The organism is Streptomyces fildesensis (assembly GCF_016107395.1).
In the GTDB taxonomy this organism is placed as follows: Bacteria; Actinomycetota; Actinomycetes; order Streptomycetales; family Streptomycetaceae; genus Actinacidiphila; species Actinacidiphila fildesensis.
In genome coordinates, this window is the sequence record NZ_JAAIKO010000016.1 from 101,527 (window position 1) to 121,687 (window position 20,161).

Annotated in this window: 20 protein-coding genes and 2 pseudogenes; 13 read left to right on the forward strand and 9 right to left on the reverse strand. The window is 69.2% G+C overall.

Features of this window, described 5'->3' with window-relative positions; all coding sequences use genetic code 11:
- Positions 1-268: 268 nt before the first annotated feature.
- From C6N31_RS46945 to C6N31_RS22040, 6 genes and pseudogenes are all read right to left on the reverse strand, one after another.
- Positions 269-424 (reverse strand): annotated as a pseudogene (locus tag C6N31_RS46945) (hypothetical protein); the annotation flags it as partial.
- 866 nt (positions 425-1,290) lie between these two features.
- Entirely contained in the window at positions 1,291-1,569 is a 279-nt protein-coding gene (locus C6N31_RS22020; protein ID WP_203672259.1) for an antibiotic biosynthesis monooxygenase family protein, read from the reverse strand.
- A 442-nt stretch (positions 1,570-2,011) separates the two neighbouring features.
- A complete protein-coding gene (locus C6N31_RS22025) occupies positions 2,012-3,199 on the reverse strand; it encodes an ABC transporter ATP-binding protein (protein WP_138351691.1) in 1,188 nt (395 codons plus the stop codon).
- A 34-nt stretch (positions 3,200-3,233) separates the two neighbouring features.
- On the reverse strand, positions 3,234-4,064 hold the full coding sequence (locus C6N31_RS22030; protein ID WP_187145235.1) for a carbohydrate ABC transporter permease: 831 nt from the start codon (positions 4,062-4,064) through the stop codon (positions 3,234-3,236).
- On the reverse strand, positions 4,064-4,990 hold the full coding sequence (locus tag C6N31_RS22035; protein WP_307811523.1) for a carbohydrate ABC transporter permease: 927 nt from the start codon (positions 4,988-4,990) through the stop codon (positions 4,064-4,066). Before C6N31_RS22035 ends, C6N31_RS22030 begins: the two co-directional genes overlap by 1 nt.
- Positions 4,987-6,264 carry an ABC transporter substrate-binding protein gene (locus tag C6N31_RS22040; protein ID WP_198358017.1) on the reverse strand — a complete coding sequence of 426 codons (1,278 nt, stop codon included), beginning with the start codon at positions 6,262-6,264 and terminating at the stop codon, positions 4,987-4,989. Before C6N31_RS22040 ends, C6N31_RS22035 begins: the two co-directional genes overlap by 4 nt.
- 234 nt (positions 6,265-6,498) lie before the next feature.
- On the opposite strand from C6N31_RS22040, the pseudogene C6N31_RS45220 reads away from it, so the two are divergent.
- Positions 6,499-6,681: pseudogene (locus tag C6N31_RS45220) on the forward strand (aldo/keto reductase); the annotation flags it as partial.
- 44 nt (positions 6,682-6,725) lie between these two features.
- Here the strand turns inward: C6N31_RS45220 and C6N31_RS22050 are convergent.
- Positions 6,726-7,475 carry a zinc-binding dehydrogenase gene (locus tag C6N31_RS22050; protein ID WP_269285562.1) on the reverse strand — a complete coding sequence of 250 codons (750 nt, stop codon included), beginning with the start codon at positions 7,473-7,475 and terminating at the stop codon, positions 6,726-6,728.
- 71 nt (positions 7,476-7,546) lie between these two features.
- Between C6N31_RS22050 and C6N31_RS44035 the strand changes: the two genes are divergently transcribed.
- Together C6N31_RS44035 and C6N31_RS22060 are read left to right on the forward strand one after the other, a co-directional pair.
- Positions 7,547-7,843, forward strand: coding sequence for a MarR family winged helix-turn-helix transcriptional regulator (locus C6N31_RS44035; protein WP_232485488.1), 297 nt, complete (start codon positions 7,547-7,549; stop codon positions 7,841-7,843).
- A gap of 261 nt (positions 7,844-8,104) precedes the next feature.
- Positions 8,105-8,707, forward strand: coding sequence for an RICIN domain-containing protein (locus C6N31_RS22060; protein WP_138351686.1), 603 nt, complete (start codon positions 8,105-8,107; stop codon positions 8,705-8,707).
- 110 nt (positions 8,708-8,817) lie between these two features.
- On the opposite strand, the gene C6N31_RS22065 is transcribed toward C6N31_RS22060, so the two are convergent.
- Positions 8,818-9,972, reverse strand: a complete 1,155-nt coding sequence (locus C6N31_RS22065; RefSeq protein ID WP_198358019.1) for an MFS transporter — start codon at positions 9,970-9,972, stop codon at positions 8,818-8,820.
- A 47-nt stretch (positions 9,973-10,019) separates the two neighbouring features.
- Between C6N31_RS22065 and pdxR the strand changes: the two genes are divergently transcribed.
- The gene (pdxR, locus tag C6N31_RS22070; protein WP_138351684.1) at positions 10,020-11,420 is read left to right on the forward strand and encodes a MocR-like pyridoxine biosynthesis transcription factor PdxR; all 1,401 of its coding nucleotides are present in this window, start codon (positions 10,020-10,022) and stop codon (positions 11,418-11,420) included.
- 191 nt (positions 11,421-11,611) lie between these two features.
- Here pdxR and C6N31_RS22075 read toward each other — a convergent pair whose 3' ends face one another.
- Entirely contained in the window at positions 11,612-12,097 is a 486-nt protein-coding gene (locus tag C6N31_RS22075) for a hypothetical protein (protein WP_138351683.1), read from the reverse strand.
- A 590-nt stretch (positions 12,098-12,687) separates the two neighbouring features.
- Here C6N31_RS22075 and C6N31_RS22080 point away from each other — a divergent pair.
- The 9 genes from C6N31_RS22080 to C6N31_RS22120 all read left to right on the forward strand — a co-directional run bounded on the left by C6N31_RS22080 (position 12,688) and on the right by C6N31_RS22120 (position 20,041).
- The gene (locus tag C6N31_RS22080) at positions 12,688-13,710 is read left to right on the forward strand and encodes a hypothetical protein (protein ID WP_187144681.1); all 1,023 of its coding nucleotides are present in this window, start codon (positions 12,688-12,690) and stop codon (positions 13,708-13,710) included.
- A gap of 7 nt (positions 13,711-13,717) precedes the next feature.
- Complete coding sequence (locus C6N31_RS22085) at positions 13,718-14,707, forward strand: mechanosensitive ion channel family protein (protein ID WP_138351681.1); 990 nt, start codon at positions 13,718-13,720, stop codon at positions 14,705-14,707.
- Positions 14,708-15,015: 308 nt separating this feature from the next.
- A complete protein-coding gene (locus C6N31_RS22090; RefSeq protein WP_138351680.1) occupies positions 15,016-15,588 on the forward strand; it encodes an RICIN domain-containing protein in 573 nt (190 codons plus the stop codon).
- Positions 15,589-15,727: 139 nt separating this feature from the next.
- On the forward strand, positions 15,728-16,840 hold the full coding sequence (locus C6N31_RS22095) for an alpha/beta fold hydrolase (protein WP_138351679.1): 1,113 nt from the start codon (positions 15,728-15,730) through the stop codon (positions 16,838-16,840).
- Positions 16,841-17,017: 177 nt separating this feature from the next.
- Positions 17,018-17,512: an OsmC family protein gene (locus C6N31_RS22100; RefSeq protein WP_138351678.1), complete on the forward strand. Its 495-nt coding sequence runs from the start codon at positions 17,018-17,020 to the stop codon at positions 17,510-17,512.
- Positions 17,513-17,555: 43 nt separating this feature from the next.
- Entirely contained in the window at positions 17,556-17,726 is a 171-nt protein-coding gene (locus C6N31_RS22105; protein ID WP_164292174.1) for a hypothetical protein, read from the forward strand.
- Between the two features lie 44 nt (positions 17,727-17,770).
- The gene (locus tag C6N31_RS22110; protein ID WP_138351677.1) at positions 17,771-18,175 is read left to right on the forward strand and encodes a hypothetical protein; all 405 of its coding nucleotides are present in this window, start codon (positions 17,771-17,773) and stop codon (positions 18,173-18,175) included.
- A gap of 164 nt (positions 18,176-18,339) precedes the next feature.
- Positions 18,340-19,065, forward strand: a complete 726-nt coding sequence (locus tag C6N31_RS22115) for a DUF6882 domain-containing protein (RefSeq protein WP_138351676.1) — start codon at positions 18,340-18,342, stop codon at positions 19,063-19,065.
- 7 nt (positions 19,066-19,072) lie between these two features.
- A complete protein-coding gene (locus C6N31_RS22120; protein WP_232485489.1) occupies positions 19,073-20,041 on the forward strand; it encodes a hypothetical protein in 969 nt (322 codons plus the stop codon).
- Positions 20,042-20,161: the final 120 nt, after the last annotated feature.

The window sequence follows — 20,161 nt, forward strand, 5'->3', positions numbered from 1 at the left end:
CCTCTGCCTGGGGGCGGCCCAACCCCCTGGCCGTGGCGGCGATTAGGACGTGGTGACAGCCGGCGTGCGCTGCCTGCCATACGATCTGTTCCGCGCCTTGTGCATCGTTGGCCCCCTCACGGGACAGCGCGAGGTCCGTCCAGGCGTTGGCGTGGCTCGCCTCGATGGCCTGCCGGTACAGCCGTTCCGCGCCCTGCAGGTCACCGGCGTCCTGGCGTAGCCGCGCCAGAGCCGTCAGGGCATCAGCCTCCCCGGCGTCGATGGCCTGCTGGAAGAGCCGTTCTGCACCCTGCGGGTCACCGGCCTGCTCGAGCAATCGAGCCAGAGCAAGGCAGGCATGAGGGTGACCGGTCCTGGCCGCCCGCCCGCACAGGGCCGCGGCGATGCGGTCCCGCTCCGCCAGGATGTCTCCTGACCCCTCCATACCACCTGCGCCTCGTCGGGGCCCGCCACCTCCAGAGCGGCGGTCCTCTGGTCCGGACGCTCCAGCTCTGTGCGCTCGCGCTGCTGGTTCCCGTGGCCGGACAACCGGGCCACCCGGGATCGGAACCCGGTCGACCCGTCGGTGCCCGCGGCCTGCGGAACAGCAGTGCCTCCCACCGCAGCCAGTGCGGTTGGCGCCTCTTCCAGCATCGCTGCCCCCCGGTGACTTTGGTCGACCGTATCGCCGCCTCAGTGCGCGTGCCCGGTAGCGTTCCCTCCGGTGGAGGGACTCATGCGGCCATCACACCGAAGGCGACGGTGCGAGAACTGCCGCGGTGTTCTCGTCCCCAGACACGGAGTCCGGCCAGGCCAACGAGAGCGAGCAGCGCGAGCGGTACCTCTGACCGGCCTGTACGAGCGATGCCGTCAGCGCCGCCTTGTGCGCCTTGGACCATGGGAAGGCGCCACAGGATGGCCCAGCGGCGAGTGAACGACCAGTCATGGTACGGGGAGCATCAAAAGCGCCCGCCGATGGGGCTGGTGACCGATGGCATGGCCGGCTGAGGCAGTTCGGGCATCCGAGGAAGCTGCGGCGCGCGGGGTACTGCCTTTCCCGCTGTGGGCGCGATCCCCTGTGCATCCGCCTCGCCACTCCCATCCGCAGTATCCGGAACGTGTCATTTCGCCTGCCCGGCCAGTCTCGGCGTGAACCCGCCGCGCGGCTCGCGGATGCACCCCCACTGGGGCTCCCGAACAGGAGATCCCCGGTGTCGTCCAAACGCTTCGGAGGCTCACCGCTGACCGGCAGCCGGCCACTCCGAGCCGCCCCGACTGCTCATTTGGAACAGCGACCCAGGGGGACCGGGGTTACGGCGCCATGAGTCGGACGATCTCGCGCGGGCGCGATTCGCGCTCGTCGTAGGCGATGTCCAGCCCTGCCGCTTTGACCGCTGCGAACGATGTAGCGAATGCCTCCTCGGACTCCCATTGCACAATCGACACCACCGCCTCGCCGTCGGCGGACACCCAGCAGTCAGCTGAGAGGCATCCCGGTGTCCGCCCAAATTCCTCGGCGACTCGCTGGACGCGTAAGACGAACTCTTCGCGGTGCGAAGGATGCGGATAGTGGCTGGCTACCATGCCCATCTTCACGATGCTCTCCCTGCGTTCCCCGACGTTACGTCGGCTGGTGGAATGACTCGTGATCGATCCTCACATGAACGGGGGCGCCCCATGGTGGATGCGATGCGTTTCCAGGGGAAGTAGTAGCCGCGCACAGGTGCTGCCTCGGATGTGCAGGTGATCCAACGGGCCTGGTAGACGGTGCTCATGGCTCCGGCCTCGGAGACCTCAGGGAGCAATGCCGACGCCTTCGATGCGGCTCCAGCGCTTCTCCTGGGCGGCGGTCATGGCCGGCCAGTGGCGTCCGCCCGGCCGTGCATTGACCCGTGAGGCGTAGGAGTCCGGGTGGAAGTTCGGGTGATCTTTGTGTTCATAGTGTTCGCTCAGCCATGGCTTGGCGCGGGCTCGGGACCGGGGGCCCACCCAGGAACTCCAGTGCCGCACGCCGACGCCTCGCCGCCGCCGGTCAGGCCTCCGCTCGTTCGGGGTGGGTCAGGTTGGTCCCGGTGGCGGGGTCGAACACGTGGATCCGAGGGGTGTTGATCCACAGCTCCAAGGGCTCGCCCTCGGCAGCGCGGGTGGCGGGGCTGAGGCGGGCGACGATCTGGTGTCCCTGCATGCCGGTGTCCGCGCGGCCGGAGTCCGCGGCGAGCTCGGCGAGTTCGGCGGAGCCGGCGGGCCCGCCCTCCTCGGTGAAGTGGACGTAGACGTCGGAGCCGACCGACTCACGCACCTCTACGGTGGCGGTACACACCAGCCCGGCCCCCCGCTGCTCGGTCAGGGCGGCGTCCTCGAAGTCCTCGGGGCGGATGCCGACGATGAGGTCCCGGGAGACGTTCCCCTGTTCCAGCACGCGCCGCGCCCGGTCCTCGAGCGGGAGGTCACCGAGCGAGGTCCGCAGGACACCGTTCCCCAGGGTGGCACCGAGGAAATTCATGCCGGGGGAGCCGATGAAGCCGGCGACGAAGAGGTTGACCGGTGCGTCGTAGAGGTGCTGCGGCGTGCCGACCTGCTGGACGAGGCCGCCGCGCATCACCACGACACGGTCGCCCAGGGTCATGGCCTCGACCTGGTCGTGGGTGACGTAGACGGTGGTGGTGCCGAGGCGGCGCTGCAGGGCGGCGATCTGCGTGCGCATCTGGACCCGGAGCTTGGCGTCGAGGTTGGAGAGCGGCTCGTCCATCAGGAAGGCCTTGGGGTCGCGGACGATGGCGCGGCCCATCGCGACCCGCTGGCGCTGGCCGCCGGAGAGGTTGGCGGGTTTGCGGTCCAGATGCTGGGTGAGGTCGAGGATACGGGCGGCCTCCTCCACCTTGGCGTTGACGACGGCCTTGTCGGTCTTGGCGAGTCTGAGCGCGAAGCCCATGTTCTCGCGGACGTTCATGTGCGGGTAGAGGGCGTAGCTCTGGAACACCATGGCGATGTCGCGGTCCTTGGGGGCGCGGTCGTTGACGACCTGCCCGTCGATCCGCAGGGTGCCCTCGGTGATGTCCTCCAGGCCCGCGATCATGTTGAGGGTGGTGGACTTGCCGCAGCCGGAGGGGCCGACCAGGATGACGAACTCCCCTTCGGCGATGGTGAGGTTGAAGTCGTTCACGGCAAGGGCGCCGTCGGGGTAGCGCTTGGTGATGCCGTCGAGGACGATCTCGGCCACGGTCTGCCTTCCTGGTCCCGCCCGGGTGGGCCGGTTATCCCTTGACTGCGCCGGCGGTGAGGCCGGCGACGATGCGGCGTTGGAACAGCAACACGAAGATCACGATGGGTACGGTGATCACCACGGCCGCCGCGGCGATGGATCCGGCGGGCTGCTGGAACTGCGAACTACCGGTGAAGAAGGCGATCGCCGCCGGGACGGTGCGGGCGGCGGTGGTGGACGTCAGCGAGATCGCGAACAGGAAGTCGTTCCAGCAGAAGATGAAGACCAGGATCGCGGTGGTGAACACGCCGGGCGCGGCGAGCGGTGCGATCACCAGGCGGAACGCCTGGGCCGGGGTGGCGCCGTCCATCTTGGCGGCCTTCTCCAGGTCCCAGGGGATCTCCCGGAAGAACGCGGACAGCGTGTAGATCGCCAGCGGCAGGGAGAAGGTCATGTAGGGGATGATCAGTCCCGGCCAGGTGTCGAAGATCCCGAGCACCCGCTCGATGTTGAACAGCGGCGAGACCAGCGAGATCGGTGGGAACATCGCGATCAGCAGCGACATCCCGATCAGCAGCCGCTTGCCGGGGAATCGGAGCCGGGCGACCGCGTAGGCGGCCATCGTGCCGAGGACGACCGCGATCGTGGTGGCGATCAGGGCGATACCGATCGAGTTGATCAGCGCCCGAGTGAACTCCGAGGTCTGGAAGATGCCACGGTAGTTCGCCCAGGTCCATTTGCGCGGGATGAAGTTGCCGTCGCTGAGGGTGCTCGGGTCCTTGAACGAGAGCGCCACGATCCACCAGACCGGGAACAGCGCATACAGCACCACGATGAGGTTGACGACGCTCCAGCTGGTCAGGGTCTTCCCGCGGTGGGACATCATCGCCGCTCCGGTTCGCCGCCCGGCGCCGCGGCGCCGAAGATCTTGATGAAGATGAAGGCGAGCACCGCCACGCACAGGAAGATCAGCATCGAGATCGCCGATCCGATGCCGAGGTTGAGGGCGGTGAACAGGTTGTCGTAGCCGAGGATCGAGACCGATCCGGTGTCGTTCGAGCCGCCCGTCAGGACGTAGATGTTGTCGAAGATCCGGAACGCGTCCAGGGTGCGGAACAGCAGGGCGACCAGGATGGCCGGCTTCATCAGCGGCAGGATCACCAGCCGCAGCCGTTGCCAGAAGGTGGCACCGTCGACCATCGCGGCCCTGACCGTCTCACCCGGGACGAGCGCCAGGCCGGCGAGCAGCAGCAGCGCCATGAACGGCGTGGTCTTCCACACCTCGGCCAGGATGATCAGTCCGATGGCCTGCCACTGGTCGGTCAGCGGCGCGCTGCCCGCGGGCAGCAGCGCCGCGAGGTAGCCGGTCCCGGGGGTCCACGCGTACTGCCATGAGTACGCGGCGACGACGGTGACGATGCCGTACGGGATCAGGACGGCGGTACGGACGGTGCCCCGGCCGAAGACGGCCCGGTGCATCACCAGCGCCAGCGCCATGCCGAGGACCAGCTCGATCGCCACCGACACCACCGTGATGAGGGCGGTCACCCACAGGGCCTGCCACCAGAACGGCGAGGACAGCACAGCTCCGTAGTTGCCGAACCCGACCCACTTGGCCTGCGCGGGGAACCGCAGGTCGTAGCGCTGGAGCGAGAGGTAGACCGCGTAGGCGATCGGGTAGGCGGTGACGGCGACCATCACGATCACCGCCGGCGCGCAGAGCAGCAGGCCGAGCCGGCGCTCCTGGCGGGCGCCCTCGGACAGTTCGGCGCGGCCGTGCCCGGCGGCGGCCTTCGCGGATGTGCTCACGGAATCAACCCCTTGGAACCGAGGGCGTCCTCGATCTGGCCCCGGAGGTCGGAGACGGTGCTCTCGGGCTGGATCCCGGCCGGTGGCGAGAGGGTGTGCGCGAGGGCGATCGACACGTTCTGGTAGGCGGGGGTCCGCGGTCGCACGCTCGCCGTGTCCAGCGCGTTCAGCACGTCGGCGGCGAAGGGATAGCTCTTCGTCAGTTCGGCCGCCTGGTAGAGACTGCGCAGCGAGGGCGGCAGGCCGCCCTTGAGGGCGTTGGTGAGCTGGTTGTCGCGGTTGCGCAGGCACAGCGTGGCCTGGAACGCGAGATCGGGGTGCTTGCTGTAGGCGCCGACGGCGAGGTCGATGCCGCCGATGGTCACGGTGGCCGGCCGGCCGGCGGTCACGCCGGGGTAGGGGGCCCACCTGAAGTGTTGGAAGAGCTTCGGCTGGTTGGCCTTCATCGACGGGTAGACGAAGGGGTAGTTGAGTTCGAAGGCGGCCGTTCCGGACTCCATGGCGAGCCGGTTCTCGTCCTCCATCTGGTTGGACAGTGACGGGTCCGCGGCGGCGGACCGGGCGGTGGCGCGCATGATTCCGGCGGCGACGACGGCCGGCGCGCCGAGCGAGGGCGCCTGGGCGTCCGGGGTGAGGATCGACCCGCCCGCGCTGGTGACCAGGGTGTTGAACCAGACCGTCAGTCCCTCGTACTGGGCACCTTGGATCTCGACGTAGTGCGGCTTGCCCGCCTTCGCCAGAGCGTCGGCCTGGGCGAGCATCTCGGCCCAGCTCTTCGGAGGCACCGGCACCAGGTCGTCGCGGTACCACAGGAGCTGGGTGTTGGAGTTGTAGGGGACGGCGTACAGCCGGTCCTTCCAGGTCGCGGTCTGCACCGCGGCCTTCAGGGTGTCCGCGGTCGCCCGTGCCTTCAACGCTCCCGTCCACTCCCGGACCCAGCCCGCCTCGGCGAACTCCGCGGGCCAGGTAACGTCGAGGCCCATGATGTCGACCCCGGCGTCGTGAGCGGCCAATCGCCGCACCAACTGCTGCCGCTGCCCGTCCGCCGTCCGCGGCAGTTTGTTGTACCGGATCTGGTACTGACCCTTCGAGGCGTGGCTGCACCGCTCGGCCGCCTGTTGCAACGCGCCGGAATCGTCGGGGAAGTTGTACCAGTTCATCGTCACCGGACCGCCGCTACTGCTGCTTCCGCACCCCGCGAGAGCGGAGGCGAGCAGCGGAAGGGCGGCAATGGCGGCCGGCCACCGCGCGCGCAAGGTCCGGCGCCTACGCATCTCACACTCCTGCTGTGGGGAACCCTCCTGGGGTGCTCACGGTAGGGAGACGATCGGCATTCGGCCGGTGACACTTCCGAAGTTTCTGCCCGAACCGACCGGATGGCGCAGCGCCCGCGCCTTCGTGGCACCCGACTGCCGACCTCGGCAGGCAGGACGTTGCGCTTGACGACCCTGGACAGCGACCGCCGCGGCCTCACGATGGTCCGGTCATAGGGTGGCCCTGTGACGAAGATGGCGGAACAGACGGATACCGGCCGGCTCATCTATGGGTGCATGGGGCTGGGCGGCAGCTGGGGCGACGAGCCCTACACCGCGCAGGACATCGCGGTCGCGGAAGCCGCCGTGGAAGCGGCCCTGGACAGTGGCATCAACACGTTCGACCACGCGGACATCTACCGGAGCGGCAAGGCCGAAGCGGTGTTCGGCGGGGACTGCCTACCTACCGCAGGAGGGGATGGTCAGTTGGCGGGGGCGAGCACGATGCGTTGGCCGAAGGTGGTGGGGATGCTCCACGCCTGCTCGACCTGGGCGAGGGGGAGGGCGATGGGGTTGACGGCTAAGGTGCCGGAGGCGACCTCGGCGGCGAGGGAGGGCAGTTCGGCGAGGATTCCCGCGGTGGTGAGCGAGCCCTGGCCGCTCCCCATGATCTGCAGGTTCGCCGCGCGCAGTAGGTAGGAGGGCAGGGTGATGTCCGCTCCGGCCATGGAGCCGATCTGGATCCAGGCCAGTGGCTTGCTGCGCTCGGTGCGGGCGGTGAGCAACGCGGGCAGGGCATGTTCGGCGGCCGGACCCCATAGATAGTCGATGACGACGTCCGCGTCGCCGTCGGCCCGGCCGAGGCGGTCGGCGACCTGCTGAGGGTTGCCCAGCAGGGAGACGGTCTCGTCCGCGCCCAGGCCGCGCAGGAGAGCAAGGCGCTCAGGATCGCGGCCGGCGGCCACGACGTGGGTGGCGCCGAGGTGCTGGGCAATCTGGACGGCGAGCTGCCCGGCGTGGCCGGTCGCGCCCAGGACCAGGACGGTGGCACCGGGCTGGAGAGTGACGCGGCGGCGCAGTGCGACCCAGGACGACATGGCGGGGTTCATCGCGGCGGCCACCATGACCCCCAGCCACACCCCGGACCCGGCGGACGACCAGTGGTCCGGCAGGCCGCAGGACACCGTGGACGCTCTGGTCCAGCTGTCGTTCCTGGTGCAGGGTGCCCTCACGCGCATCGCGTCCGATCACGACCTCTCCCTCATTCAGGTCCGCCTCCTCGGCATCCTGCGCGACCGCCGATTTGGCATGCTCGAACTCGCCCGCCACCCTGGGCCTGGACAAGTCCTCCATGACCGGCCTGGTCACCCGCGCCGAGAAACGCGGTCTGGTCCAGCGCCTGCCCTCGCCCGACGACGGCCGCGCCGTCCTGGTCAGCCGCACCGCGCCCGGCCGGCAACTCACCGACCAGTGCACCGCCGAGATGGACCACCAACTCGCCGCGCTGACCGTGTCATTGACCGTCACCGAGCACACCCAGATCCGCACCCTGGCCGCAAAACTCCTGAACGCCGCCCCGAGCGGTGAGGCGGCTCAGTGAACGCCGACGCTCCATGGTCATCGAGGCGCGGAGGAGGAGGCCTGGGAGGTAGCTTCCGCGATTTCGACGGGTTTGGGGTCAGGCATTGTGCACCCGGGTCCGCTGAGTGGAACAGACGTCGACAGACCGCCCCTGGCGTTTGACGCTGTTACCTGTGGTCCGGCACCACCCGGGAAACGGGAGGCGGCCTGGCTGCTGGTGTTCCGCGGCACACGGCGGCGGAACGTGGTCCCGGGCTCGCCCGGGGACGGGGGAAATGACATGCGTAAGCGATTCCTGTTCGCGGTGCTGGCAGCCACGGCCGCCACCGGACTGGTGACGTCCGGTGCCGCCTCCGCCCGCACCGACACCGCCTCGGCCGGACCGCGTGTCGTCGATGTGACGTCGGTGGCGCAGATCCCGACGGCGCGGAGCGGCGTTGCCGACGCGGTGCAGCCTCACCTGGTCTTCCGGCTGACCATGACCAACAACAAGGGCGGCCAGTGCCTGGACGGGGACGCCACGCAGATCCCGGCGAACGGGGCCAGGGTGCAACTGTGGGCCTGCAACGGCCGGAGCAATCAGACCTGGCTCTGGACGCCCGCAGTCGGGCGGCCGGCCGGCTTCTACACCATCCAGAACGCCGACCGTAACCAGTGCCTGGACGGGGACGTCACCCAGATCCCGGCCAACGGGGCCAGGGTGCAACTCTGGGCCTGCAACGGCTTCACCAACCAGATCTGGGCCTGGCACGGCTCCACGCTGACCAACGTCAACGGTGGTCAGTGTCTGGACGGGGACGCCACGCAGATCCCGGCGAACGGGGCCAGGGTGCAGCTGTGGGCCTGCAACGGCTTCACCAACCAGGCTTGGACAACTCACTAAGTCCGGCCGAGCCCGGCCTGACGCAACCGGATCCTGGGCCGCCGTCGGACGCGGAGCCGTCCGCCTCGCCCAGGGCCCGCTGGCATCGCCGTGTCAGTGATCGCCCAGGCTCATCGACGGTCCTGGCACGCGGGCCACAAAGCGAGCAGCATCAACGCGGCGGTCAGGGCGAACGCCGCCGGGTACCCGGTGTGTGCGGCGATCGCGCCGTAGCCGACGGCGCCGACTCCCATCCCGGCGTCGTAGGCGAAGTTCCACAGCGCGCTCACGGTGCCGTAGCCGGACTCGGGCACCCGTGCGTACATCAACGTGAGCGTGGCGTTCTGCGCGATGCCGAACCCGATACCGAACAGCGTCACTCCGGCCAGCACCGCCACCGCGCTGCCGGTCAGCGCAGTGACGAGCAGTCCGACCGCCGAGAGGAGCAGACCTGGCAGGACCAGCCCGGCGGCCCCGCGACGGTCCCCGATCCGTCCGGCGAACCACCGCGCCACCGTGGCTGCGGCCGGCTGGATGAACAGCACCGCAGTGACCAGTCCGGACATCGACGTCGGTACGGCCAGCGGCAGGAAGGTGACGATGATGCCGGCCCCCAGCGCGGTCGTCGCGAACACGACGGCGGGCCGTGCCAGGGCGCTTGTGCGCAGGCCCGCGACCACTCCGACCGCATGGTCGGCAGAGGGCTGTCGTCCTGGCACCCCCGGCACCACCACGGCGGAGGCGAGCGCCACCAGTCCGCCGGCCACGCAGACCGGGGTGAAACCGACGCTGTCGGCCAGCCAGACACCCAGCGGCAGGGCCACCAGTGATGGCACCCCCGACACGATCCCGGCCAGCGCCAGCCCTTCGCCGCGGCGCTCGGCCGGGATCAGGGCCGCGGTCAGCGCGCCACCTGCGACCACCGTCAGCGCGAAGCCCAGCCCGCGCACGAAGCAGACCGCCACGATCCAGCCGAAGCTGTCGGAGGCGGTCAATACCAGCGCAGGCGCGCCCAGCAGCACCAGCCCCAGCATCAATGCCACCCGGTAGCCGAACCGCGCGACGAGACGCGGAGTGGCTAGTTCACCGCAGACGGTGGCCAGCATCAGCGCCCCGGTAGCGAGGCCCGCGTCGCCGCCGGACGCCTGGGCGTAGAGCGGGACGACGGACAGCAGCAGGAAGAAGCTCGCCGACGCACCGATCATGGTCACGAAGCGCAGCAGCAGCGGCCGGGTCACCAGCGGTGGCCGGGCGGCGGGGGTCCGTACGGGTGTGGTGGTGGTCATGCCGTCAACGCTAGGATCCCACCGGATCGCCGGTAAGCTCCATTTCCATGCCGCTGGAGTGGTCCGGTTTGTCGCCGGAACTGTTGCTCATCGTCGACCGGGAAAGCGCTGAGGGCCTGCGCTCCCAACTGGAGCGTCAGATCAGGGACGCCATTCGCACCGGGCGCCTGAGCGTCGGTGAGCGCCTGCCGTCCTCCCGGGAGCTCTCTGCCCGGTTGGGCCTGTCCCGCGGCCTGGTCCAGGACTGCTATGCCCAGCTCCAGGCCGAGGGCTACCTCGTGACCCGCGTCGGCGCGGCCACCACCGTCGCGGCCGGCGCCTGCCCAACGCCCGTCCCCAGGCCGCCGCAGCCCGCTGCACCCCGGTTGCTCGCCGACTTCCGCTCCGGCGTTCCGGACCTGTCGTCCTTCCCCCTGAGCGACTGGCTGTGGGCGGTGCGCGAGGCGGGCCGTGCGATGCCCACCGACGCCCTGGACTACGGTGACCCGCGCGGCCCCTCACAGCCGCGCGAGGTGCTGGCCGGATATCTGCGTCGGGTCCGCGCCGCGGCTGCGGAACCTGAGCACATGGTGATCTGCTCCGGCTACGCCCAAGGGTTCGCCCTCGCCCTGCGCACCCTGGCCGCCACCGGCCTGCACACCCTGGCCTACGAGGACCCGGGCTCGCCCGCGCTGACCTCCGCCGCCGCGTCGCACGCGGGCCTGACCTCCGTGCCCGTACCCGTCGACGAGTACGGCATCGATGTCCGGGCGCTCGAAGCGACCGGCGCCCGCGCGGTACTGGTCACACCCGCTCACCAGTGGCCGACCGGCGTCGTCATGGCCGCCGAGCGGCGCCTGGCCCTGATCGACTGGGCCGAACGGCACAACGCCTTCGTCATCGAGGACGACTACGACGCCGAATTCCGCTACGACCGCGAGCCGGTGGGCGCGCTCCAGGGCCTGGCCGCGGACCGGGTCATCTCCATCGGCACCGTCAGCAAGTCCCTCGCGCCCGCCATGCGCATCGGCTGGGTGCTGTGCCCGCCCGCGCTGACCGCAGGCATCGCGGCGAACAAGCAGCTCGCCGACCGGGGTTCCCCCGCCCTGGACCAATTCGCCCTGGCCCGACTCGTGGAGTCCGGGCGCTACGACCGGCACCTGCGCCGCATGCGGGGCACGTACGCGGCCCGCCGTGCGGCGCTGGTGACCGCGCTCGCCGAGCACGCGCCCGGCGCACAACTGACCGGACTCGCAGCCGGCTTCCACGCCGTCCTCCACCTCGGTACCGGCGGCGATGAGGAGATCCTCATCGCCGCGGCCCGGACCCGCCGGGTGGGCCTGTACGGCATGAGCGCCCACCATGCCTCACCGACGACTTCGCCACCCCGACTCGTCCTGGGCTTCGGCAACGTCAACGAGCGGGCCATCACGGAAGGGATCGCCGCCGTCGGCGACCTGCTGCCCTGACCACTGGCGGGGACTGGAAGCGGGGCGTCAGCCACCGCGCCAGTCCCCGACCCTACTGAAGTACGGCACCTGAAAGCCGACTGCGGTCCGTGAGGAGTTGACCGCCCGCCTGGACCGTCATGGCCCGGACCAGGACCGGGGCGGCCACGTACCTGTCCTTGGTGGCCGCCCCCAGCGGTCACCAGGGCGGATCAGTAGCAGTTGCGGATCGAATAGACCGGAGACCAGTCGTAGCCGGCGGGAGTGGCGCTGATGGGAGCGCTCGCCAGCAGGTTGCCGCTCTGGCCGTAGAACGTTGCGGTGGCACGGCTACCGGTCTGCTGGTTCCAGTAGGACCCGTTGCCGTCCCAGCTCGACACCGAGTAGGTGGCGCACGGGTCGAAACGGAACACCTCCCAGCTTCCTGTCGAGTAGTCCCACACCGCGGTGCAGAAGTTTCCGCTCGAGCACGGGACGCCGGTGGTGCCTGCCGGATAGTGCTGGGACGGAGCGTACGGCGACACCGACGGCGAGGCTGCCGCCACGGCCCGCGGGCCCGCGTCGAGAGGGGCGGCGGGCATGACCATGGTCCGACCGCTGCCGGAGGTCTCCGGGACCTGGGCGACGGCCGTGGTGGTGAGGCCTGTGATCAGCAGGACCGCCGTGGCGGCCGCACCGAGAAGCGAACGTATACGCATGTGATGGAACTCCTCTTGTGTATCGCTGTGTTGCCCTCAGGAGCAGCTTGGGGCGGCCGGTGGGTGGAGCGGGTGTCGCTTTGGCTCCAGTCAAAGCGTCGGCCCTGCGGAGCGCGCGGACGGAGCCCTGCCCGCGCGACAGTTGATGCCGCAATCGACCGCGTGACGTTCTCTGTGGTCGGCCTTGTCGAACTTCGGTGACCGGCCACCCTTGGGGCCAGGTCGCAGCCGCTACGGACCCGATCCAGGGGGAGTGGTGCAGCATTGCGTGGTTCGCCGAGCCGAGCTGGAGGCCCGGATGATCGTGACCTCTTCGGGGTGAGCCGCGCTGGGGATCAAGCGGCGGCGGGCGGCTGGGGCCACGCCGCGCGCGGAAGATCACGGGCAGAAGCTGAGCGCTTGCGGTCAGGTCCGCGGTCAGAAGGTGCGTGCCTGCCGGTGGGTTTGCGGCCTGTTACCCGTGTGACGGGCAGGTCCCGGGGCGGGTTGTTCGCGTCATGTCGGGAAAGGAGCCTGCGGCCCGTGCCGCACATACGTTTCACTGAAGTCCTGAGCTCGATCTGTCCCGCGGCCCGGAGTGGGGGATGACCATGACGGACGCCGCCCAGCGACGGCTGTACGAGGTCTTCGGGCAGGTGGCGCGCCCGGAGCGGATCGAGGTCTGCCCGCACTGTTCCGACGCGGACCTGGGCTGTTCCCTGCTGAAAGAACCCGTCTCCGCCATCGCGGCGGCCGACCTGGCCGGCTACGCAGCCAAGGCCATCACCACCTGGGGCGGGGCCGGAGACCTGCGCTATCTGCTGCCCCGGATGCTGGAGTGCGTGGTTGCCGGCGCCGCGGATTTCCCCGACCCCGAGATCGTCCTCGGCAAGCTCGCGCTGGCCGACTGGCACCACTGGCCTGCCGAGGAAGCCCGGGCGATCGATGACTTCCTCCACGCGTGGTGGGAGACGACCCTCGAGCAGTACCCGGCCCCTCAGCCCGTCGGCACTGTTCTGTGCAGCATTGCGGCAGCCGGAATCGATCTGGATCCCTACCTCCGGGCGTGGAGCCCACTGGACGGCGATGACTCCATCAGGCATCTGTACGACTTCCTGGCCACCGATGTCGACTGGTCACCGGATCCGCAGCTGACCAACGCCTTCTGGAACGGCGAAAGTGTGGCCTACCGTCAGGTGCTCACATGGATCGGCGGCGGCCCGGCCACGCGCGCGGTGGAGGCGGCTTTCGAGCGGGCGACCAGCGAACCCGTTCTGGAGCTGCTGGACACCATTCACGACTGGATTTCTCCCCTCGAACGCGATCGGCCCGCCGTCCCAGGGACACTCTCCGAACGAGAGACGATGGAATACTTGGCGCGGACTGGCGCCAAGTCGCGATGGGCACACAACAAGCGCTTGGCCAAGGCACGATCCGACGCGTGTGATCGCGGCAAGGAGCCCTTCGACCTCGCGGTGCTGGAGACGCTGTGCGACACCTCCCGGGAGGGCCGGATGGATGCGGTCGACGTACGTCACGAGAGGTTCGAATGGAAGTACTACACCCAATTTCCCGACGTCATGACCCTGCGGGACTTCGCCCGCAAGGTGGACGAGCTCAACAGATGGTCCTGACGCGCCGATGACCGACTGGGAGCAGCACCGGCTGGAGCTGTTGCGGGCGTTCAAGAACGGCCCGCAGGACATCGAGGCGAACCGTGCCGGCCGACTCGGCAGCGGACAGGGCCGCCGGATGCGCCGCGGGATCGTCCTGAACCTGATGCTCAGCGTCGTGCTCGTCGCGACGTTCGTGGCCATCGTCTATTTCGCCGCGTCGCGTCCGCTGCGGGCGATTCAGTGGATCCTCATCGTGCTGATCATCGCCGCCGGTCTCGCGCTGGGCGTCGTCGCCGCACGGAACCTGCTCAGGGCCGTGCGCTCCGGCGTCGTGGAATGCCTTGAGGGGCCGGTACGCGTCGCGACACGGGGCCGCTCCGGTTGGTGGATCACTGTGCAGGAGCGGTCGTTCCACATTCCGGTCGCCTTCTGGCATGTCGGCGCGGGCGTCACCTACCGCGTGTATGTCGCTGCCGGGGCCCAGCTCATCGTGGCGATGGAACCGGCGGAAGAATCCGTGGCCGGCACCGCTGTGGGCACTGCGGCGGAGCCGGATGAGGGGGAGGACCTGGTGGCGGTCGACTGCCAGACACTGCGCGCCTGGGCGCAGGGACTGTGCATGGTGGCGGCCGTGGACAGCGCGACGGTGCTGACCGCGATCGGGCTCCATGGCGAGCTGGTCGAGACGATCGGAGAGCCCGCGCTGGAGCCCGCACCGGCGGGCACGTCGCGCGTCACGGCGGGCGACTGGTACGACGGGCTGTTCGCCGTGAGGATCACGCCCGCCGCGCCCACGGTGTCCCGTCGCGATTTGGACGCCGAATTCGGCACCGGATCCGAGCTGGTGCGCATCCACTGGGACAGCGCCTACCACGTCATCTATTGGGTGACCGTGGCGGGCGCTCCGTTCAGGTGTGACATCACAGCGTCCTTCACGGGACCGCCGATTCCCGCGAATCCCGCCGTCGAGATCGCACTGCGCCGCCAACGCGTCCAACTGATCGCGTCCGAATGAGACCGGCGTGTTGGCCTGGCAGTTGGATGGTGGGTCGGCCGGGTCCGCGGCGTGTCTGTTGATCTTGTGCCTGATGACTTGTGGGGGCGGACAGCTCCGCCGCTACGTGCTCGTTCGCCGCGGCGGGGAGCCGGAACTCCGTGGTGCCCACGGCAGCTACTGCGCCTACTGCGTGTATCCCGACACCTGGCCGCCGCCGGCAGTGGCCAGGCTGGGTGCCCGCGCGGATCCCCGCGAACGGCCCGGTCCCTACCGTGAGACGCATCGCAGCTCCCAGTGAGGGCTGTACGCAGGACACAGGAGGGGACATGCGAAAGCAGAGAGCGGCCGGTCTTGTTCTGGCCGGCCTGATCGCAACCGCGGCCGGAATGGCTCCGGGGGGAGCCGCCCAGGCGGCCGGTGCGGTCAAGAGCGACGCCAGGACCCCTGGGCCGAGCAGTATCGGGGCGGCGTTCGCGCTCAAGAACAAGGTCACTGACAACTGCCTGGACGCGAGGCAGTCGAAGGAGCCCGGTTCGGTGTACCAGTGGGACTGCGACTCACACGATCCCAACCAGAACTGGCTCATGGAACAGGTGACTTCGGCGCCGGGCTGGTTCTCGCTGCGCAACCTCAACAGCAATCTATGTCTGGATCTGTATGCCGGCAACGATGACGAGGTGGTGAACGGGACGACGATCCAGCAGTATTTCTGCTACCCCGACTCCATCGGCTCCGAGCGGTGGCAGGTCATCGTCTCGCCCAACGAACCTCGCGCTGTGATCGTGGCCAATCAGGTGAAGGGCAAGTGCCTCGACACCCGCGGCAAGGGCGGGAACCGGACACAGATCGTCGTGTGGGACTGCAACGGCTCCAAGAGCCAGAAATGGACCCAGGAGTAGGACCGCAGGGCGCTGACCTCGGCCTTTTCTGACGGCCCGCCGGCCTGCCCGGCGGGCCGCTCGGCCTTGTGCGCCGGCGTAGCGGCGAGGCGGTCGACAACCTGTTCGGAGCGGCACGGGGCCGGGGTACGATTCGCCCATGCCACGCCAAGCGGGCAATCTGGGGGCGCCTCCCGGCGGCGGAGGCGGGCAGGAGATCCGGTTCTGTCGCGCGCCGGACGGGGTCCGGCTCGCCTATGCGATTCACGGGCAGGGCCCGCCGCTGGTCATCGACTCGTGCTGGCTGAGCCACTTACAGTTCGACTGGCAGAGCCCCGTCTGGCGCCACTTCCTCAAGGACCTCGGCGCGCTCTTCACCGTCATCCGGTTCGACGAACGCGGTTACGGTCTGTCCGACTGGGAGATCGAGGACTATTCGCTCGAGGCACGCGTCGCCGACCTGGAGGCCGTGGTCGAGGCGGCCGGCCTCGACCGCTTCGCCCTGGTCGGGATGTCGCAGGGTGGCCCCGTCGCGATCACGTACACCGCCGGGCGTCCCGATCGGGTGACCCGGTTGATCCTGGCCGGTACGTGGGCGTCCGCCGCGCGGACACCGGAGGACGTGGAGCTTCTCGAGACGCTCGTGAGCATGATCCGAGTGGGCTGGGCCAGGCCGGATTCCCTGTTCCGCCGGGTGTTCACCAACATGCTGATCCCCGGGGCGTCCGAGGAGCAGATGCGCTGGGTCGACGCGCTGCAGCGGATGTCCACCTCGACGGAGAACGCGGCCGCACTGTGCGCGGAGCGTCAGAAGGTCGACGTCAACGATCTGCTTCCCGCGGTCGCTGTACCCACGCTGGTTCTTCATTCGCGCGACGACGCGATGGCCGGCTTCGACGAGGCCCGGATCATCGCGTCGTCGATTCCTGGCGCAAGGTTGGTACCGCTGGAGAGCCGCAATCATATTCTGCTGGCTGACGAGCCGGCCTGGCACGTCTTCTTACAGGAGGTAGCCGCCTTCGCCGAGCCCGATCGAGAGGCTGTGCCGGCCACGGTGTCTCCGGCTCCGCTGCCCGATCTGACCGAGCGCGAGTTCGAGGTCCTCCGGCTGGCAGCGGCAGGGCTGGACAACTCCGGGATCGCCGGGTCCCTGGCGCTGAGCGTCCGTACCGTCGAACGGCACCTGTCCAACGCCTATCTCAAACTCGGCGTCAGCGGCAGGGCGGGGCGGACGGCTGCCGTCGCGGATCTGGTTCGCCGCGGCCTGGCGTGAACGCTGCAGCACGGGCAGGGCATTCGCGGGAGCTGTCCTACGTGCATACCGGCCCCCCGCCGGTGCGGGCACGGACGACGGTGCGTGCCAGCTCGGATGCCCACTGAACGGCCCAGCTCCTACCGTGCGAAGCAGAAAGCTGCCAGCTACGGGCCAGAGGGAAGGTGGATCATGTCAATGCATGTGATCGAAGCCAGCAAGGAGCGCTTTCGGGCAGAGCCGAGCGCGGCGCAGTCAACTCCGGCTGTGACGGCGTCGCTGGCCAACGGGCATGCACGCCTCTCAGCGGGGCCCTTCAACTGGGACGCCGATCTGCCACCCGCGGTCGGCGGAAGAAACCTCTCACCCAGTCCCACCGCCTACCTTCTTGGCGCGCTCGCAGGGTGCGCCGTGGTCTTCGTACACGACACGCTCGCGCCCGAGCTCGGTCTTCAGCTCGACGAGGTGAGCGCCGTTGCCCGTTGTAGCGTGGATGCGCGAGGACTGCTGGGGATGGCTGGTGCCCTCCCGGATCTGGGTGACGTCACGATCGAGATCCATGTTGTCTCACCCGAGCCTGCGGACAGGTTGCAGGGGCTCTTCGAGATCTGGCAGGAGCGCTGCCCGGTCTATCTGGCGCTCGTCAAACCAGTACCGGTACAGGCAACGTTCAGCACGGCGACGAGTGGCTGACGCCCCGTTAGTTCACCTGAGTTCTGATGAGGTTGCCTGGGCGTTGGCGAGCGGATGGCGGGATACGGAGATCCCGTACGGTTCGCACGGCATCGCCGTCGTCACCGGCCTCAACCGCGAGGGCGGGGCATCGCAGGACCGGGACGCTGTGCGGATCGCGCTGCCGCTGCTGATCCATTTCACGATCATGTGGTTCGAGACCTTCGCCCACTGACGTTCAACTCGTACGCCGTCCCTTTCAGCAGACCGATCCCCGGTGTGCCCGGCGGACTGCCGACCGATGCGCGCGGCACGGTGAAGATCTCCCACTACTCGGCGCAGCGGGACATCACCTACACCGCGGAAGGCGCGGTCGACTGCCTGGTGACCGCGCCCGGCAGCGCGAGCCTGACGGCGGTTATCACCAAGGTGAGTGCCGGAGGTCCGGACTGGGTGGGGAGGCGGTTGGGGTTGAGCGTTTATGACGGCGGCGTGGACAAGCCCGGGAAGGCATCGCGGGACCGGGTGGGTTTCTCCTGGGACGATGGGGTGAACTGGACCACTGGCGCTGTCGAGCACATGGATTCAGTGGGGTCCTGCATGGCACCTGCCGCCTTCGCCCCCGTCACGAAGGGTGGGGTCCGAGTCCGGCACGCGGATCTGCCGCTCTGGCCGGTGGGCTGAACCACGTGAACTGCCGCAGGTGCGGCCCGCCTGGCGGGTACCGGGGGTTCGGGCCCGCCGCAGGGTCGGTGAGGGGCCGGTGCTGGGTTGATGGGCCCGACCGCGGGCGCGATCGGTGGGTAGGTTGAGACGCGATGTCGTGGATTTGAGAGTGGGTGCGTTTGATGCCGATGCCGCTGAAGCCGGACGATGTGTTCAGTCGCGCGTTTGAGGACGCGGGCGCGTACTACGCCGCTGCGGCGCTTGAGCAGCAGGCGACCTATACGCGGTATCAGCCCCCCGGCGGGGCATGGTCGCTGAGCTACGACACGAGCATGCTGCGGATCGGCGAGGTGACCGTGCACCAGTCGCCGCTGGGCTCCTTGGGCCATGACGGCAGTTGGCTGTGGGCGTGGGGCAACGAGCGCACGCATCCGCCGGGGGCGTCACGGCTGGGCCTGGCTGTGTGGTTGCGGGATTTCGGGGAGCGCAACGGCATCTACGAGTTCGTCGAACCGCGGCTCGAGCTGGCCGCGTTTGCGGACCCGTTGGCGGCGGCGGAGCGGCTGGCGACAGTCGCCCTCGGTGCGTTGCGCACGCGCGGATTCGCGAGTTGCCTGTTGGACAACGGCGCGCGGGCGTTCGTGGTCGTGGACGACGCGGATGTGCCCGAAGCCGGGTTCGACCGGCGGGTGGTGACCGGGATGTTCGATGCGGCCGTTCGGCAGTTTCCGTATGACCCGCGGCAGACTGTGACCGGGTATCTCGCACGGCACGGTTTCACGGTCCGTGAGGCCGTGGCGGACGGGTCCTTGCATGCGGAGGGGCAGGACGGAATGACCGTGGCTGTGCGGTTCACCGAGGAGGGGTTGTTGGCGGCGGTCTCGGTGGGGAGGCTGCCGGCGGGCTGAAGGGTGTGTGGTTGTCAGCGACGCACCACGACGCGCCGTGCGTCAGGACGCGTACACCCGCTGGTCCCTGATCAGCGACGCTCCAGTTGAATCAGCGCAGCGGCCGATGGTTGAGGGGGCTCATACTGTTGCCATGAGCGACAGCCTTCCGGACGACTGGTCTCCAGCAGACAACCCGTACGCGATCGTGGCGTCGGAGGCGGGCTGGCTGAAGGCCACTGTCGTCCTGACTGTCCAGCGCATGCACAGCGATGACCAGCCGACCGGCTGGTTCAGCTCTCGCCAGATCGACGCACGCACGCTGATCGTCGCGCTGCGCCAGTTGCTCGGGGTGGCGGAGCTCGAACAGATCGCCCTGAAGGGTCTCGGAATGAGTCCGGACGTCGTCGATGCCCTTGAACAGGCCCAACAGCGTTATGAGGCCGCCTTGTCCGACATCAGGCACGTCCGTGACAGGCTGACCCCCTTCGAGGACTGGGCACACCGTAAGGGCGGCGGAGCACAGGCCGCAGCCCGCAAGGTCGGCGCGCCGCGTGACGTGGCCCGCGACCTCTGGAGCTTTCGGTACGAAGCAGCAACCGACACCGTCACGACGGGGCCGTTCACCGTCCCGGTCAGCGCGGCGATACCGGCCGCCACCGAACTCTGCGTCGCGATCCACACCGCGGCACGCGCAGTCGACGTGAAGAGCGCGGCGGAGGTCCTCAGCCGGACGATCCGGGCGATCACCGGCGCGGGGATCCCCTGCGATGGTCCGAAGGGACCGGTCGTGGTCTCCCCGGACGACGACACACGGACCTACGTGTTCTTCAACCTCAGCACCATCCCGGAGATCGAGCGCGCGGAACTCGCGGCGCGGGTGCTCGCAGCGCTCGCAGGTGCCGGCCTGCAGCTCAGGCCACGGGGCTTCCCGCAGGCCCGCGACGCACAGGAGCACCTCGTCGTCGGCGAGGCCCTGCTGGTGGGGTGGGCCTGATCTGGTACTCAGCGAAGCCGGGCCAGGCTGGACCGTGCGGCAGGGAAGCCGGGTAGCCCTGTGGGACGCCGTCGAGCACAAGCTCACCGCAGCCCCTGCTCCCCGCTTGCACGGGGAGGA